General features: G+C 40.2%; 22 protein-coding genes (1 of these 22 only partly in view). All 22 read right to left on the bottom strand.

The genetic code is table 11. The features are described from left to right. Tightly spaced (each overlapping or abutting the next), the 22 genes in view from rsmB to rplU form a layout consistent with a single transcriptional unit that may run on beyond the window. On the bottom strand, nt 1-1,166 hold the 5' portion of the coding sequence (gene rsmB / locus HHK02_RS04125; RefSeq protein ID WP_181462796.1) for a 16S rRNA (cytosine(967)-C(5))-methyltransferase RsmB. The gene continues 184 nt to the left of window position 1, outside the view; the window shows 1,166 of its 1,350 coding nt (coding positions 1-1,166); it begins with the start codon at nt 1,164-1,166; its stop codon lies beyond the left edge, outside the window. Then, entirely contained in the window at nt 1,167-2,120 is a 954-nt protein-coding gene (gene fmt / locus HHK02_RS04120) for a methionyl-tRNA formyltransferase (protein WP_003672214.1), read from the bottom strand. It abuts the gene before it with no gap. Next, nucleotides 2,121-4,550 carry a primosomal protein N' gene (priA, locus tag HHK02_RS04115; RefSeq protein ID WP_181462795.1) on the bottom strand — a complete coding sequence of 810 codons (2,430 nt, stop codon included), beginning with the start codon at nt 4,548-4,550 and terminating at the stop codon, nt 2,121-2,123. Continuing rightward, entirely contained in the window at nt 4,551-5,756 is a 1,206-nt protein-coding gene (gene coaBC / locus HHK02_RS04110; RefSeq protein WP_181462794.1) for a bifunctional phosphopantothenoylcysteine decarboxylase/phosphopantothenate--cysteine ligase CoaBC, read from the bottom strand. It lies immediately after the preceding gene. Beyond that, on the bottom strand, nt 5,757-5,975 hold the full coding sequence (gene rpoZ / locus HHK02_RS04105; protein ID WP_003663855.1) for a DNA-directed RNA polymerase subunit omega: 219 nt from the start codon (nt 5,973-5,975) through the stop codon (nt 5,757-5,759). It lies immediately after the preceding gene. Next, complete coding sequence (gene gmk, locus HHK02_RS04100; protein WP_003672217.1) at nt 5,976-6,596, bottom strand: guanylate kinase; 621 nt, start codon at nt 6,594-6,596, stop codon at nt 5,976-5,978. Continuing rightward, nucleotides 6,597-6,929, bottom strand: a complete 333-nt coding sequence (locus HHK02_RS04095; RefSeq protein ID WP_181462793.1) for a hypothetical protein — start codon at nt 6,927-6,929, stop codon at nt 6,597-6,599. After that, a complete protein-coding gene (gene recN, locus HHK02_RS04090; protein ID WP_172748263.1) occupies nt 6,930-8,609 on the bottom strand; it encodes a DNA repair protein RecN in 1,680 nt (559 codons plus the stop codon). It lies immediately after the preceding gene. Next, a complete protein-coding gene (locus HHK02_RS04085) occupies nt 8,610-9,062 on the bottom strand; it encodes an arginine repressor (protein ID WP_078009319.1) in 453 nt (150 codons plus the stop codon). It abuts the gene before it with no gap. After that, nucleotides 9,063-9,884 carry a TlyA family RNA methyltransferase gene (locus HHK02_RS04080; RefSeq protein WP_181462792.1) on the bottom strand — a complete coding sequence of 274 codons (822 nt, stop codon included), beginning with the start codon at nt 9,882-9,884 and terminating at the stop codon, nt 9,063-9,065. It lies immediately after the preceding gene. Then, a complete protein-coding gene (locus HHK02_RS04075; protein WP_078009317.1) occupies nt 9,885-10,757 on the bottom strand; it encodes a polyprenyl synthetase family protein in 873 nt (290 codons plus the stop codon). Continuing rightward, nucleotides 10,758-11,039, bottom strand: a complete 282-nt coding sequence (locus tag HHK02_RS04070; protein ID WP_078009316.1) for an exodeoxyribonuclease VII small subunit — start codon at nt 11,037-11,039, stop codon at nt 10,758-10,760. After that, complete coding sequence (gene xseA / locus HHK02_RS04065; RefSeq protein ID WP_078009315.1) at nt 11,040-12,377, bottom strand: exodeoxyribonuclease VII large subunit; 1,338 nt, start codon at nt 12,375-12,377, stop codon at nt 11,040-11,042. After that, the gene (locus HHK02_RS04060) at nt 12,378-13,238 is read right to left on the bottom strand and encodes a bifunctional 5,10-methylenetetrahydrofolate dehydrogenase/5,10-methenyltetrahydrofolate cyclohydrolase (protein WP_085678778.1); all 861 of its coding nucleotides are present in this window, start codon (nt 13,236-13,238) and stop codon (nt 12,378-12,380) included. Further along, nucleotides 13,239-13,655 carry a transcription antitermination factor NusB gene (gene nusB, locus HHK02_RS04055; RefSeq protein ID WP_078009313.1) on the bottom strand — a complete coding sequence of 139 codons (417 nt, stop codon included), beginning with the start codon at nt 13,653-13,655 and terminating at the stop codon, nt 13,239-13,241. Continuing rightward, nucleotides 13,656-14,093: an Asp23/Gls24 family envelope stress response protein gene (locus HHK02_RS04050; protein ID WP_003663867.1), complete on the bottom strand. Its 438-nt coding sequence runs from the start codon at nt 14,091-14,093 to the stop codon at nt 13,656-13,658. Beyond that, nucleotides 14,094-14,768, bottom strand: coding sequence for a 2'-5' RNA ligase family protein (locus HHK02_RS04045; protein ID WP_085678787.1), 675 nt, complete (start codon nt 14,766-14,768; stop codon nt 14,094-14,096). Continuing rightward, nucleotides 14,769-15,845: a M24 family metallopeptidase gene (locus HHK02_RS04040; RefSeq protein WP_098046316.1), complete on the bottom strand. Its 1,077-nt coding sequence runs from the start codon at nt 15,843-15,845 to the stop codon at nt 14,769-14,771. Beyond that, nucleotides 15,846-16,553 (bottom strand): YggS family pyridoxal phosphate-dependent enzyme, encoded by a 708-nt coding sequence (locus HHK02_RS04035; protein WP_098046317.1) that lies wholly within the window; start codon nt 16,551-16,553, stop codon nt 15,846-15,848. Then, entirely contained in the window at nt 16,554-16,835 is a 282-nt protein-coding gene (gene rpmA, locus HHK02_RS04030) for a 50S ribosomal protein L27 (RefSeq protein WP_003672232.1), read from the bottom strand. Continuing rightward, nucleotides 16,836-17,159: a ribosomal-processing cysteine protease Prp gene (locus HHK02_RS04025; protein WP_085719311.1), complete on the bottom strand. Its 324-nt coding sequence runs from the start codon at nt 17,157-17,159 to the stop codon at nt 16,836-16,838. It lies immediately after the preceding gene. Next, complete coding sequence (gene rplU / locus HHK02_RS04020; RefSeq protein ID WP_003664009.1) at nt 17,160-17,468, bottom strand: 50S ribosomal protein L21; 309 nt, start codon at nt 17,466-17,468, stop codon at nt 17,160-17,162. It abuts the gene before it with no gap.

The raw sequence follows: 17,468 nt of genomic DNA, 5'->3' as shown, positions 1-17,468 counted from the left end.
ATTGTGCACGTGCTGTATGTGATTATACCGCCTTTTTTAACTTTTGCGGCAACCGCATTTAAAATTGCTAACTGAATCTTATGTAATTGCTTGCTATCATTTAGCGTTTTTGTATAACGAATTTCTGGCTTCCGGCGTAAAAGTCCAATCCCACTACAAGGTGCGTCAACTAAGACCTTGTCAAAACTTTCATCATCAAAAAGTTGATCAACTTCCCGTGCGTCAAGGGCATGAGCAGTAACTCGCTTTTCAACTCCCAGTCGACGAGCATTCTTTTCAATCAATCTAACCTTATGTTGGTGAATATCAAGTGCATCAACGTGGCCGTCTTCATTAGTGAGGGCTTCTGCTATTTGAACGGTCTTTCCACCCGGAGCTGCACAAGCGTCCAGGACTTTATCCCCTGGCTCAATATGCATGCTTTCCACGGCTAACATGGCACTTTCGTCTTGAATAGTAATTTCGCCATTTTTGAAGAGATCGGAACTGATAATTTCACCTTTAGTAATTACTAAAGCATTTTGCGCAACTTGACTTTCTTGATATTCAATTCCAGCAGCATCTAAAGTTTGTTTGACGGTTGGAAGGTCAGTTTTGACGATGTTAACTCTAATTACCTGATGAGCCGGCTCATTAATTGATTGAAGTACTTTTTCAGTATTTTCTTCGCCATATTCCCTAGTCAGCTCGTTGACTAGCCACCGTGGGACACTATTTTCGATACTTAACCGCAAATCACGTTCATCAATTTGCCGCAGGTCAGGTAATCCTTTCCGCAAAATGGCATGTAAAACGCCAGTGACAAACTTTCGAATACCTGGATTTCCTCGACGTTTAGCTATTTCAATACTTTCGTCAGTTACCGCCCAATCCGGAACTCGTTCTAAATAATGATACTGGTAAAGTGCAGACAAGAGAAGCGTCTTTACCCAAGGATCAAGCCGTTTTCCCTGCACAAACCCATTTAGCCAATATTCGAGGGTAAGTTTATGCTGCAAAACACCATAAATAATATTAGTTGCCAACCGGCGATCTTTATCTGCCAACGAGTACCTTTTTAATAACTGGTCAACCTGCAAGTTTGAGTATGCACCATTTTCGACAACTCCTTCAAGCGCCACTAAAGCTAATTCACGCGCATTTTGCGGTTGAAATTTAGTCTTCACTTAGTCTTCACTTACAACTTGGCCTCCCTCTGTAATATCTTTATGTCCATTAAGGTAAGAAGTAATATCCATCGCCTTTTTCCCTGCTGGCTTTAACTTATTAATCTGGTATGTCGTTCCATCTCCAGCGGCAATTACTAATTGATGCTTCGTGACCCGCACTACTTTCCCTGGTTCAAGGTCTGTTTTTTCTTCTAATGGGGTCACATCATAAATTTTTGTGCGTAATCCATCAATAATCATATTACCAAGAGGAGCCGGCCGTAATCCCCGCACCTTCGCATCAATTAACCGTGCCGGAAGTCGGAAATCAATCTGTTCTTGTTCACTAGTAATGTTGGGAGAAAAGACTACTTTATCTGGATCTTGAGCGACCGGATTAACATCCCCGCTAATAAGTTTAGGCAGCGTTTCTAACAGCAAGTCTCTTCCTAGCAAACTAAGCTTTTTGAACATAGTGCCACTATCATCAGTGTCTTCAATCGGAATAGACCTTTGTGAAATAATATCGCCCGCATCCATCTTCTTAACCATGTACATAATGGAGACCCCGGTTTCTTTATCATCATTAATAATGGAATATTGAATTGGGGCCCCTCCACGATATTTTGGCAGTAATGAACCGTGAACATTGATTGCTGCAATTTTAGCAGCCGCCAATAACTTTGTTGGAAGGAATTGCCCATAAGCAGCAGTAATCATTAAGTCAGGCTGCAAATTAATAATTTTCTCCATTTCAGGACTTTTGCTGAGTTTAGCTGGCTGTAAGACTTCGATATTATATTGTTCAGCTAATTCTTTAACTGGCGATTGATGAAGAGTACGTTTCCGGCCGATATGGTGGTCTGGCTGGGTAAGAACTGCTTGAATATCGTATTCTGGATTATCAATTAAACTTTGTAAAATCGGAACAGCAAACTCGGGTGTTCCCATAAAAACGACTGATGTTGACATTTACATAAAATATTGTGGATCTGGATCGATACTTACTTGGACATCCTTAAAACCGCGACTTTGCGTATCCTGAAGAATATCAAACAATAGCTGATGCAAGTAAGGATCCTTCTTATATTTGATGACAATTTGGTAATAGTAACGACGCTTCATCCGGGCAATTGCTCGCGGAGTGGGGCCAAGAATAACCGTCGAAGATAATAATCCCTGCTTTAGGCGACCATAGATATCTGCCATTGCCCTAGCTGCTTTGGCTTCTTCGGGATGACTGGCCATCAAACGAACGGTGTAATAGTATGGCGGATAACTTGCTTGTCTTCGTAGCATCATTTCCTGGTTAAAGAATTTTTCGTAATCGTGCATTTTGGCATCTTGAATAGCGTAATGGTCAGGGTTATATGTCTGGATAATAACTTCCCCCTGCTTATTTGCCCGACCAGCCCGACCGCTAACTTGACTTAGCAAATCAAAAGTCCGTTCACTAGCACGAAAATCTGGTAAGCCTAGACCAGTATCAGCATTTAAAACCCCTACTAAGGTAACATTAGGGAAATCAAGCCCTTTTGCAATCATCTGGGTTCCTAATAAAATATCCGCTTGGTGTTGACCGAACTGTCGCAATAATTTTGCATGCATTCCCTTCCGTCGAGTGGTATCAACATCCATGCGAATAATCCGGGCCTGGGGTAATAATTGATGCAATTCTTGCTCAACCTTCTCTGTTCCAGTCCCATAATAGCGAATCTGATGACTATGGCAATTGGGACATTCACGGGGGATTGGTTCTTCATGACCACAATAATGACATTTCATTGTCCGCGTATCCATATGGAGCGTCAAAGAAATATCACAATTAGGACATTTTAAAACATTTCCACAATCACGACACATCATAAAGGATGAAAATCCCCGTCGATTTAGCATTAAAATACTTTGCTCGTTCTTTTGCAGGCGGTCATTTAATTCGGTTAATAGTTTTTGAGAAAAGTTACTCTCCCCGTACTTTTTAATTTCATCTCGCATATCAACCACTTCGATTGGTGGCAGTTCCTGTTTATTTACCCGGTGAGGAAGACGCAACAAGTGATAAACGTTTTTTACTGCTCGCGCACGACTCTCCAGACTAGGAGTAGCAGAGCCAAGAACTACAGGCGCTTGATTATATTTTCCCCGCCATTTAGCTACTTCACGCGCCTGATAACGGGGTGATTCATCTTGTTTATAACTAGATTCATGTTCTTCATCAAGAATGATTAGCCCTAAATTAGTTAACGGAGCAAAGACTGCTGAACGGGCACCCACAACTACTTGCGCTTCTCCACGTTCAATCCGTCGCCATTCATCATATCGTTCACCATTCGATAAACTACTATGTAAAACAGCAACCTTAGAGCCAAATCGTCGCCGCACACGGTTAACAATCTGGGGCGTTAATGAAATCTCGGGTACAAGCATTAATGCTGTCTTTCCCTGTTGAAGAGCATTAGCAATCGATTGCAAGTATACTTCTGTCTTGCCACTCCCCGTAACTCCTTGTAAGAGGAAAACTTTAGGGTCATGATTGTCGATTGCTTGATTAATCTGGTTAACAGCATTTTGTTGATCGGCGTTGAGCTGCAGGGGGGCTACTAAATGAGCATCATCAGGAGTGCCCTGCATAGCCAAGGGTTGTCGATATACTTCAACTGATGTTTTTTCTAGCCATCCCTTCTGTTGTCCCTGATTGAAGGTGGCTGCTTTTAAACCAGTTTTATGTTCAGCATCCTTTTGCTTAACAACTTGACTACCAATTGATTGTAAATATGAAAGAAGACGGTTTTGAGCATGAGCATTAGCATGAAGGGATGCGCGCTCATCTTCCAGTTGTTCAAAATTAAGCAAAGAGCGAATACCAGTCACCGTTTTAGCTTTGGCTCGATCCTCCACTTGGTATTCAATCGTTATCTTTCCTTCCTTTTGCAGTTTGAACAATTTACTTAAGATTGCCGGTTTATCTTGTACCGCCGCCATTTCTAATTCATCTCGCCCATGAAAAATGTCAAAGGCAACATGCTCGTCTACTTCATCTACAATTCGAATAATTCTAGTAGTCTTAGCCTTCAATAAGTTAGGCAACATCGTATATAAGCAAGAAATCCAAAAAGAGTAAGTAGTATCAGCTAACCATTTGCTAAGATTCATTAATTCAGGATTAATTACCGGTTGAAGATCCATTATCGCCTGAATTGGTTTGAGTTCTCCCTCATATTGGGATGCATTGTCAAGGGCAACAACAAATCCTTGAACAGTCCGTTTTCCCTTTCCAAAAGGCACAATCACTCTTACTCCAACTTGAATTTGTTTTTCAAGTTTTGGCGGAATCTGATAAGTATATGGTTGATTTGTTTGCATTGTTGGAACATCAACAACTACCTGTGCCAACTCTGGCATTTAATCACCTGACTTTAATTTTGCACTAATTAATTCAATAATCTCGTTTGCAATTTTAGCTTTAGATTGGCGAGCTAATTTAATTGGCGTTTGATCTTTTTGTAAGATGGTCACTTGATTCTGGTCACTGCCAAATGCTCCCATATCTCCCGCCACACTATTTGCAATAATCATATCCGCATTTTTGCTAGCAAGTTTACGATTAGCATTTTCTAGAAGATCATTTGTTTCTGCCGCAAACCCAACGATGTATTGACCGTTTTGCTTCATCTTCGCAATATTCTTTAAAATATCAATAGTTTCAGTAAGCGCAATGGTAAGATGCGGGTTACCATCTTTTTTCTTAATTTTATGATCAACTACCTCAACTGGGCGATAGTCAGCAACTGCGGCCGCCATGATTAAAATGTCTGCCTGCGCAAAACGTTCTTTTAAACTGGTATATAAATCTTCAGTTGTGATTCCGCGCACAACTTCAATCGCTGGTGATTGTGGAAGGGGGACGGTAACTTGACCGGCAATCAATGTTACCTTAGCTCCTACTTGGACCGCGGCGTTAGCAAGTGCAATTCCCATTTTACCAGAGGACCGATTACCAATAAAACGAACAGGATCAATATTTTCACGTGTTCCACCAGCAGTAACAATCACGTGTCTGCCCTTTAATGCTTGACTACTAACTAAAAAGTCTTCTATATATTGGCAAATTGCTGCTGGTTCTGGCAAACGCCCGCGACCAGCATATCCTTCAGCTAATCTTCCACTAACTGGCGGCATAATATTGACCCCATCTTGTTTAAGTTGAGTAATGTTTCGTTGAGTTGCGGGGGCCAACCACATATGGCTATTCATTGCCGGAACTACAATTTTAGGAGCATTAGTTGCTAATAAGGTGGTAGAAACAGCATCATCAGCCAGTCCCGTTGCCATTTTAGCGATTATATCTGCTGATGCTGGTACCACTATTGCTAGTTCTGACCAATCAGCTAACTCAATATGAGGAATAGGCGTTGAATGCTCATCCCATAGGTCAGTAAGAACTGGTGCTTTCGTCAAGGCAAAAGGAGTAGCAGGAGTGACTAACTTAGTAGCGGCGTCAGTCATTCCTACGCGAACCTTATGTCCCATTTTTTGCAGTCCACGCACTACTTCGATTCCCTTGTAAGCAGCGATACTGCCTGTAAGATACACTGCAATTCGTGTCATTTAATCCTGTAAGTCTTCAGTATGATCAGGATCGATCGTAACTTTTCCAGCCAAAATCTCTTCAAGGGCCTTCCCAACTGACTTGCTTGAATCATAATGTTCAAGTAATGGGGCAGCTCCTGCATCTAATTCATTGGCACGCTTACTAGCAAGCATAACTAATGAATAACGAGAATCAATATGTTTTAATAATTCATCAACTGATGGAAAAAGGATCATTCATTTTTCGGCATCTCCTAACATTTCAAGATAACGTGGCATTACACGGGTAACACGAAGCCGTTCAGTACGAATAATGTCTTTAATCTTTTCAACTGCATTTGGTACTTCGTCATTAACTACTGCATAATCATAGTTTTGCATCATTTGAATTTCACTAAATGCTTTATGAATTCGTTTATTAATGACTTCCATACTATCAGTTCCCCGGTGAATCAATCGTTGTTTTAATTCATCTAAATCAGGAGGGGTTAAGAAAATAAACACGCCATCTGGGCACTTAGACCGTACTTGCATTGCTCCGTTAACTTCAATCTCAAGGAAAACATCTTTTCCTGAATCTAAGGTCTCATTAACATATTTTAATGGGGTACCGTAATAGTTGTCAACATACTTAGCATATTCCAGCATCCCACCAGTTTGAATTTGGTGTTCAAACTCTTCTTTGCTTACGAAGAAATAATCAACACCATTAACTTCTCCAGGACGTGGTTTCCGAGTTGTCATCGAAATTGAATATTGAAAATCATTATCATTTGAATCAAAGATAGCTTTTCGAACAGTTCCCTTCCCAACCCCGGAAGGACCTGAAAGAACAATTAACATTCCACGATTTGCCATTTATAAATTCGCAATGTATCTAATTTGATCAAAGTTAACAACATAACTTACATTTTGATTCGTAATAAGGTATCGATTGCTATTCGCTAATTGGGCGATGTTACCGGTAACGTTTACGGGATAGCCATCGTTGTTGATTGGCATTAGCTGAAACGTTGCTTTAATTTTATCTTTAATGGCTCGTTTTAAAAATAATTGTCGTTGTTTAGCAGGTTGGGGAGTAAGTAACCCTGCCTGCTGATCGTCAGCAGGTGCTTCTTCAAAAAGATGACGAAGCTTATCACTAATAATTTGTGGCGTAAATTTAAAAATAGACTTTTGTTCAATTTGCATTTATTTTGCCATATTAAGCAATTCTTGCGCATGCTCTTTTGTCAACTGAGTAATCTTTTCACCCGATAGCATTCGCGCAAGTTCTTCAACTCGGTCGTTTTCTTTCAATGGTGTAACTCGAGTAGTTGTCCGGTCATCATGGACAGATTTCTTAATAAGGAAATGATGTTGCGCAACGGCTGCTACTTGTGGCAGGTGCGTGATACATAAAACCTGTGAATGTTGAGCAATTAAGCGAATCTTATCAGCAATTGCTTGGGCAACCCGTCCGCTCACCCCAGTATCAACTTCATCAAAAATGATACTAGTAACACCTTCCTTTTGCGCAAAAATTGTCTTTAGGGCCAACATTACCCGTGACAATTCACCACCAGAAGCAATTTTAGCTAACGGCCCCATTGATTCTCCCGGATTAGTCCGAATATAAAATTCAACCTGGTCAATTCCCGTCGGTGTAAATTGTTCCCGACTTTGATTAGCAAAGTGAACTTCAAATTCTGCTTTTTCCATGTAAAGCTCTTTAAGCTGCTGGTGAACCTTTTTGCCAAGCTCATGAGCAGCTTTTTGTCTTACCTGACTCAATTTACGACCAGTCTCTCGAATCTTATTTTCGGCTTCTCCTAACCGTTGCTCTAGGTCACTGCTAGAATCAGCCGCAGCCTCCATCGAATCGAGTTCTTTTTTGATCTTATCATAATACTTCAAAACATCTGCCAATGTATCGCCATACTTATGTTCAAGATCACCGATAGTAGTTAACCGTTGTTCAATCTGAGCTAATCGTTCATCATCAAATTCAAGCATGTCTAATTGTTGACTAGCTTCATTCGCTACATCTTGAAGAGCGTAATAAGCATCATTAAGAGCCTTACTAAGATTATCATAAGCATCATCAAATTCAGCAATTGCATTGATTGAGTCCATCACCGTGGCAACTTGATCTAAAACAGGCGCTTGCTCACCTTCATTAAAGGTCGTCACAGCTAGTTGAAGAGCATTATTAATTTGTTGAAAGTGTTCCAATCGATCACGTTCACTAATTAATTCATCTTCTTCATTTTCTTTTAGATTAGCTTCTACAATTTCATTGACTTGGTACCGAAGCATATCCAATCGCTGCGCCCATTGTTGTTCATTTGCTTGTTTTTTATTTACAGCAGCTTTGAGTTTAGAATAAGCTTGATATTCTTCTTGATATTTTTGAAGTAAGGGCTGAACCTCTTTAGCCGCAAATTGGTCGAGCATTCCTAAATGAGTCTCAGGTTGCATTAATTGTTGATGTTCATTTTGCCCTTGAATATCAACTAATCCCGCACCAATTTGACGAAGAGTTGCCGTATTGATTAGTTGACCATTGACCCGGATAATATTGCGACCATTGCGATGAATTTCACGGGAGACAATTAAGATCCCATCTTCATGATCAATTCCTAGTGATTCAAGTAATTTATCAAATTCAGGATCATCAGGAATTGCAAATTGTCCTTGAAGGCTTAATTTTTCTTCTCCACGGCGAATGAATTCCTGCGATCCACGACCACCAGCCAGCAAACCAACTGCATCAATAATAATTGACTTTCCGGCACCAGTTTCCCCAGTTAGAACAGTCATTTGGTCAGCAAAAGTTAAGGTTAAGTGCTTAATAATTGCTAAATTATCAATTGTCAATTCTTGTAACAACTAGTCGAGCATTGCGTTAAGCTTTTCTTCCAATTTAATTGCCGCTTCTGGAGACATACAAACTACAAGAACATTCCCATCATCACCAATTGTTGTGAAGACCGTTGGAAAATCCATCTTGCGAATTAAGGTAGCTACTACCGGCCCATTCCCCGGATGAACTGTTAACGCTAAGAAACAGTCATTGCGCTTTAATTGTTCCAAACTGTCTTGAAGAGTCTGAGCTAACTGATTTTCATGTCCTTGATGATGATATGCTGGCAAACCATAACGATAACCCCCATTATCCGCAGGAATCTTTATCAGTTGCATTTCTTTAATGTCACGCGAAATAGTCGCTTGAGTAACTGTCAATCCCATTTCACGCAGGCGTTCAACAAGATCTTCCTGCCGCTCAATGCTCTCATTAGTAATGATTTCACGAATTTTTTGTTGTCGTTCTGCTTTTTTCATTTATTCCTTATGATTTAAATCATCATCAGCGGTTGCAATAACCTTATCGATATTTACTTCTTCGGCAACAATCCCCGGATTTTCACTTAGGCGGAGGTGAACTAAAAATTCCATATTTCCTTGTCCCCCTTTGATTGGTGAATAATCTAATCCAAGGATATCAAAATGATCTTCACGGGCAAAGGTCAGCACTTCTTCCAAAACTGCTCTGTGAACTTTATGATCATGAATGATCCCATTTTTGCCAACATGCTCTTTTCCTGCTTCGAATTGTGGTTTAATTAGGGCCACTACTTCACCACCCATTTTCAGTATCTGAGCCAAAGGTGGCAAGATCAAACGAAGGGAAATAAACGAAACATCAATCGAAGCAAATTCTGGTTGACCACTAGTAAAATCTGCTAACTTACTGTAACGGAAATTGGTCTGCTCCATAACAACTACCCGGGGATCTTCCCGCAATTGCCAAACCAACTGATTAGTCCCGACATCAAGAGCGTAACTTAACTTCGCCCCATTTTGTAACATTACATCAGTAAAGCCACCAGTTGATGATCCAATGTCTAAAACCGTCTTGTCCTTAACTGAAATATCAAAAACTTTTAATGCTTTCGCTAATTTCAAGCCGCCCCGACTAAAATATGGCATTTTATGGCCTTTCATGTGAAGGGTGGTGGTAATCGGAATTTTTTGTCCCGGTTTATCTAATCGTTCATTATTTTTGCCAAGAATTTCTCCTGCCATTACCGCCCGCTTTGCTTGTTCGCGAGAGTCAAACAGCCCTTGTTGGACCAATAATACATCTACACGTTCTTTTTTCATTTATTTAAAATATGCTAAAAAGTCATCATAACCAGCAAATGACTTGCCAGTAAGCTTTTCAAGGTTCTTTTGATTTTGATTAGCAGCAGTTAAAGCTATCTGTAGCTGCTCCTTTGCACCATCTATGCCAAGTAATCCTGGATAAGTATTTTTTTGCTCATCAGCATCTTTGTGAACAGCTTTTCCCATCTCTTCAGTAGTACTGAGGACATCCATTAAATCATCATAGATTTGAAATGCTAACCCGTAGTTTTCACCAAATGCTGCTAGCTCTTGTTTGATTTCAGCAGATTGATCCATCATAATCCCACCTGCCAAAACAGCATAGCGAATCAATTCCCCCGTTTTTTGACGGTGCAAGTATTTCAATTGGTTTAAATTTAAATGTTGGTGTTCGCCTTCAATATCCCGTGCTTGGCCCGCAACCATTCCAGATGGTCCCGCGGCTTTTGCAAGTTCAAGGGTCAACTGACTCCGAACATTAGCTGGAAGATGGTTATCGGCAACCCACTGAAAGGCCAATGTCAATAATCCATCTCCTGCTAAAGTTGCCATTCCTGCCCCAAATTTACAGTGATTAGTTGGTTTTCCGCGGCGTAGATCATCATTATCCATTGCTGGAAGGTCATCGTGAATTAATGAATATGTATGAAGCAATTCCAACGCAGAAGCTGCGCGTAGCAGATCATCATTAAGCGTGCCACCCAACATCTCAATTGTTGCAAGCGTCAATGCTGGACGCAGCCGCTTGCCCCCAGCCATTAGGGAATAAAACATTGAGCTTTCTAACGTTGCTTGATCAATATCTGTGGCCAATGACTTGCTTAGATAATCTTCAATCTGTTCTTTTAAAATCGGCAATGGTGTACTCATTTATTGTTCATCAGTGCTACCAAATCCACGGTTACCACCGCCATTATTGCTTGGGTCATCGGTTTGTTTTTCGTAGACTTGCTCATCACCATTATCGTCAATTAAGTGCCCAAGCGTTTTTTCAGCATTTGTTAGCTTCATTTGTAATTCCTTAGAAAGCTTGATTCCTTCTTGAAACTGTTGAAGGGCTTCTTCTAGTGGCACATTCCCCTGTTCAAGGTGATTAACGATCTGTTGTAATTGTGCTAATTGTTCTTCAAATGTTGGTTTTGCTGTTGCCATTTAGTGCTCCTTTACCTTTTTTATTTCTGCTTGAACTTCCCCGTCATCAAAATGCAGGTGAACATTTTGCCCAACCGTTAATTGACTGGCATGATTAACAACTTTTTCATCACTCGTTACATATGTATACCCCCGACTCATAATTTTAAGGGGGCTCAGTGAATCTAATTGTTTAATAAGAGTTGTCACTTGTTGTTTCTTTTCATTTTGGTTGGCAAGTGAGGCTGTCACCAATTGTTTTTGTAATTGATTAACTAACTGTTCTTGTTGTTGAACCCGATGCAGTGGAGAAATAGCTGTTAGACGCCCACTTAATCTTTCTACGTTCATTCGCAGCTCTTGCATTTTATTTTGTGCTGCTTGACCTAGCTGTTGCGTCAATTGGTCAACCTTTTGTGCATAGTTTTCATATAATCTTGTCGGTTGCTGAAAAATATAGCTTTGCAGCTGTTTATTCAATTGTTGGCGGTCAAAATTAATTTTAGTCCGCATCGTATTTAATAAACGATTCTGATCATCTTTAAGTGTCATTAATACATCGTTTAATTTTACCGGCGTTGCTAATTCAGCAGCAGCAGTTGGGGTTGCTGCGCGTTGATCAGCTACGAGGTCGGCAATTGTTGTATCTGTCTCGTGACCAACTGATGAAATTACCGGAATTTTACTATTGGCAATTGCACGGGCAACTACTTCTTCATTAAAAGGCCATAAGTCTTCCATTGATCCCCCACCACGACCGATAATAAGGGTATCAAAGTCGCCGCGGTCATTGGCACGGTTAATTTGTCTAGCAATATCCGCCGCTGCCTTATCTCCTTGAACAACAGTGGGATATAGAACAACTTGAGCAATTGGATAACGGCGTCGAACAGTTGTATTAATATCCCGGATAACCGCCCCATCAATACTAGTAACAACTGCAATTCGTTTCGGAAACATTAAGATCTGTTTTTTAGGTAAATTAAATAGACCTTCAGCGCTCAATTTCTTTTTTAGTTGTTCAAACGCTAAGTATAAAGAGCCTAGACCATCTGGCTCCATCCGATCAATATAAATCTGATAGCGACCACTTTTTTCATATAAACTTACATGACCGACTACACAAACTTTCATCCCCTGTTCAGGAGTAAATTTAATTTTCCGGAATTGATGCTCAAACATTACAGCATCGATCACAGCATTATCGTCTTTTAAACTAAAATACTGATGCTTTTGCCGTAAACGAAAATTAGAAAGCTCACCGGTTAAATAAACCGTATGTAGGTATGGATCCCGGTCAAACTTCATTTTCAAATACTTAGTTAGTTCACTAACTGTTAAATACTGGCTTCTATCCATCTATCCATGATGCCTCCACCGCGCTAAATCAACTGTTTGTTCCATTAAAGTTGCAATTGTCATTGGTCCTACGCCACCTGGAACAGGAGTGATTGCCTGAGCTTTTGTCTTTACCGCTTCAAAATCAACATCCCCTGTCAATTTACCATTGCTTAAACGATTAATTCCCACATCAATTACCACTGCTCCTGGTTTTACATCTGTCTCCTTGATAAGGTTAGGCACACCAGTAGCAACAATTAAAATATCCGCTGTTTTCGTTAAAGCAGAAAGGTCGCCAGTACTTCTTCCAGCCATTGTTACAGTTGCGTTAGCATTATTTAAAAGAGCTAAAAGAGGTTTACCAACTAAAATACTCCGACCAACGATAACTGCATTTTTCCCTTGTAAATCAATATTATATTCTGCCAACATCCGCATAATTCCGCGAGGTGTACAGGCCACTGGATAATTACCATGTTGATTGGCAAACAGTTTTCCTAAATTTAGGGGATTAAGGCCATCAACATCCTTAGTTGGCAATATAGCATTGGTAATTACTTCTGAATCCAATTGAGGAGGAAGGGGTTGTTGAACAAGAATGGCATCAATTGTGTCATCATGATTCAGCTTTTCAATTTCGGCAAGAAGCTCATCTTGACTAACATCAGCAGGAAATTTTTTTAAAATTGAATTGATTCCTAACCTAGTAGCCTTATTATGCTTATTTCGGGTATAGATTAAGCTCGCTGCATCATCACCAGCAATCACGACTGCAATTCCCGGAGTTATATTTTGTTTTTCTTTTAACTGTGCCACCAGTTTTTGGGTCTGGGCATTGATTTTTTTAGCAAGGGCCTTGCCATCAATAATTGTCGTCACTTAGTTATTCGTGTTGACTTGTTTTTCAAATTTGCCAAGGGCTCCATTGATAAATTTACGTGACTTATCACTGCTGAATGTTTTCGTAAGTTCTAGTGCTTCATTAATTGCTACTACTGTTGGAACATTTTCAGCATATTGAATTTCAAATAAAGCAAGCCGTAAAATAACTAAATCCGGCTTTGCTAAACGATTGATGGTCCATCCGCTTGCGAGAAGGTCATTGATTTGTTCGTCGAGCTGATCTTGATGTTCTCGCACCCCATTTACTAAAGTCAGTAAATAAGGGGGAATTTGCTTTTCATCATGATGAGGAATTGCCTCATACACAGTTTGAATATCGGCTTCAGGATCTGATTGCAAAGCGAAGAGAACTTGAAAAGCTTCCTCACGAATCATGTGTCGGTTTAAACTCATTTATTCACCAGCCTCGTCATTAAGATGTTCGCCAAACAAGTCATTAGGGTCTACTTGTTGGTCTTCTTTAGATGTTACGATTCCCTTAATATGAACATTAACTTCTTTTACTTTTAAATCAGTCATTAATGTGATTTGTTGTTTGACCTTATCTTGAATCATTGCCGCTACTTTAGGAACAGAGACACCATATTCAACATAAACATCCACATCAAGTGATAATTTTTCATCATTGCTGGAAAGCTTTACCCCACGCCGGCGATCAGAGCGTCCCAAAAGTTCACTTACGCTATTTGCAAATGAACCATACATCTTTGAAACACCATCGATTTCACTTGCGGCAATCCCCGCAATAATTTCTAAAACTCGTGGCGAAATTTGAATTGTCCCGAGTGACTTGTCTTCACTACTTAAAACAATCTTTGATTCTTCAGCCATTTAGGAACATAGCGCCAGTTTAGAAATTAACCGCGAATTATGATTATACCAATCATGAACGACTAAATCGAGACTAGATGTGGTAAATTGTCCGAAATTAATTGATTTAAATTCTTCTAACGTTTTCAAGAATTGGTCTGCCTGCTGAAGCGGACTAGTATACCGTGCAACCGTCACATGTCCTGAGATTGTTGGATATCGTTCTTTTAGCAATAAGTCATGTAACGGCAGTTCTTTCCTAAGTACATTCCGTAAAGTTGATAATTCTGCTGAATAATACCCTTTTACAAGAAGTGCTCCTGAACTAGTGATCATTCCTGCTAAACGCCAATGAATCGGTCCAATTTGTGAAATAATCTGCCCTACTACGTTTTTATATTTTTCCTCTTCAAATGTTGAGAGCGAAAAGTATGAACTAGCTGCAATAAGGTCAATAATCGTAATATGCAGGTCAGCAGGAGGATAGAAGTATTGGTTAGGCTCAATTGCAGCCAACTTTTGCAAGCAAAACATAATGTTCCGACTAACGTGCGCAGGCAGTGAAGCAGTAAGCGTCAGTCCTCGACGCATATCTTTATCAGGATTTAGCAAGTTACGATCTAGCTGTTCTTGATGATTTCTAATTGCCGACATTCCCTGTTGATTAATATTATTATACAGAGTAGTAAGTTGCATCTATTTTCCTACGATTATTAGATCAGTTGGCGCCTTTGTCAGCACTTCAACTCCACCGTGAGTAACCAGAATATCATCTTCTATCCGGACCCCGCCGATTTCAGGAATATAGATACCGGGTTCAACAGTGATAACTTCATTGTTCCGCAATTTAATATTTTGAGCACTGGGTCCATAGCTAGCAGGCAATTCATGAACCGATAAGCCTATTCCATGCCCCATTCCATGGTTGAATTCATCCCCATAACCTGCTATTTCGATTAATTGCCGTCCCGCAAAGTCAAGTTGGTCTCCTCGTTGCCCAACATGAGCAGCTTGAATTACAGCTTCACGGGCCTCATTGACGATTTGATAAGCATCACGTAATTCTGGATCAATTGAACCAACGGCAAATGTTCTGGTCATGTCTGCCGTATAGCCATTGAAGTAGTAGCCAAAATCAACAGTAACAATATCGCCGTCTTCAATCACCTTTTTTGAAGCCGTCGCATGCGGTTTGGCCGCATTTTTGCCACTAGCGATAATTGTTGGAAAAGAGGCCCCGCTCGCTCCATGTTCTTTCATCCAAAAATCAAGCAAGTTCGCAACATGGCGCTCGGTCATCCCAGCGTGGACATTTTCTAAAAGATACCGGTATCCCGCTGAATGCAAGTCTGCAGAAGCACGCAGGGCATTTACTTCATCACTATCCTTAATCATTCGCATCCGTTCAATTTGCTGGTGGAAAGGAACAAGGTCTGTCGCCATCTGCTCATCAAGCATATCAAATAAGGCATAAGTAACTGTATCTTCATATCCCAGAACAGTCACTTTCATCCCCTGACATATTTTATTAAGCGAACCGTAATAGTCACGGGTAATCATTCCCACAACCTCATCGTTTTCAAATTCTTCTAATGCAAGCTGGTACCGGTCATCAGTAATAATAATTGCATTATCTTTTGTTATTAAAAGGCATCCATCGCCTTCAATAAGATTAAAGCCAGTGAGGTAATAAATGTTTTTTTCATCCGTTACTAAAAATGCATCGATATATAATTTTTCAAATTTCTTCTGTAAACGTTTAATTCTAGACATTTAATACTGCCGGTTAGAGTAATCACGAGGGCCAAAGATAGCTGTCCCAACCCGCACACAGGTTGACCCTTCTTCTACCGCTATTTCATAATCATGGGTCATCCCCATACTAAGAACATCTAATTTTAATTGATCATTTTGGTTGTTCATTTCATCGCACAATTCACGTAGTCGGCGAAAAATCGGCCGCGTTTTTTCCGGATCATCATAATAAGGAGCACTTGTCATTAATCCCCGTAACTTTACATGTGGCAATTGAAGACTGGCCTCAGCTAATTCCATGCAATCTTGCAAAGTTGGCTTAACCCCAAATTTACTCTCTTCTTCTCCAACATTAACTTCAATTAAAATCGGGATTATTCGATTATGCTTTCTTCCTTCTTTTTCAATCGTCTTCATTAGCTTAAGGGAATCAACTGATTGAATCATTGTAACGTAATCAGCAATATATTTAACCTTATTACGCTGAAGGTGGCCAATCATATACCAGTTAATGTCGGCTGGTAATTCATCATGCTTTTTATCTAATTCTTGAACATAATTTTCACCGAAACTGTTCCATCCAGCTTTATAAAGCTCTGCAATATCTGCCGCCGGATGATTTTTGCTAACCGGTAACAGTTGAACATCTTGAGGATCGCGACCGCTGCGCTTACATGCAGCAATAATTTTTTCTTGGACATCTTTAGCTTTATCAACAATCGTCATCTATTCAGCGATTGGGTAAACCGATACCTTACGCTTACTGCGACCCATGCGTTCAAATTTAACAACACCGGCTACCTTAGCGTATAATGTATCGTCTCCACCACGACCCACGTTTTCACCTGGGTTGATGTGAGTACCACGTTGACGGTAGATGATTGATCCAGCAGTTACGATTGAACCATCAGCAGCCTTAGTACCAAGACGACGACCAGCTGAGTTCCGACCGTTAGCAGTGGAACCACCCCCCTTGTGGTGGGAGAAGAATTGTAAATTCATAATCATTTAATCAAACATTTTTACTTCAATGTTTTGTGGATAGCTTTCTTGGATATCACATAATCCATTTAAAAAGGTTTTAAGAAGGATCTGACTATCATGACCAAGGTCTAATCCTGTAACTTCCAGAAAGCCACCATTATCATTATCTTGTTTAAGGTGAGGCTTTGTATGAATAACTTGTTCAAGGCCGTTCACCGTTGAAATAGATAATGCAGAAACCGCGGCACAAACAATATCTTGCCCATATGGACCAGATTCAGCATGCCCAGTCATTTTAAAAGAAGTGATCCGCTGATTCGAATCTAAATTAAACTGTGCTCGAATCATTTAAGCGTTGATCTTGTTGATAGTAACCTTAGTGTAAGGTTGACGGTGACCTTGCTTAGTGTGAGTGTGCTTCTTAGGCTTGTACTTAAAGGTAACAACCTTCTTTTCCTTACCTTGTTTGTCAACAGTACCTTCAACAGAAGCACCGTCAACTACAGGAGTACCGATCTTAGTGTCGTCTCCACCGACAAAGATAACTTGATCAAAAGTTACCTTGTCACCTTCCTTAGCATCAAGCTTTTCAACATAGATAGAAGCACCTTCTTCTACCTTGTATTGCTTACCACCAGTAACGATAATTGCGTACAT

Source organism: Limosilactobacillus reuteri (genome assembly GCF_013694365.1).
GTDB classification, from domain to species: Bacteria; Bacillota; Bacilli; order Lactobacillales; family Lactobacillaceae; genus Limosilactobacillus; species Limosilactobacillus reuteri_E.
The sequence above is the reverse complement of the archived record's forward strand: the minus strand, read 5'-3'. Positions and strand labels throughout refer to the sequence as shown.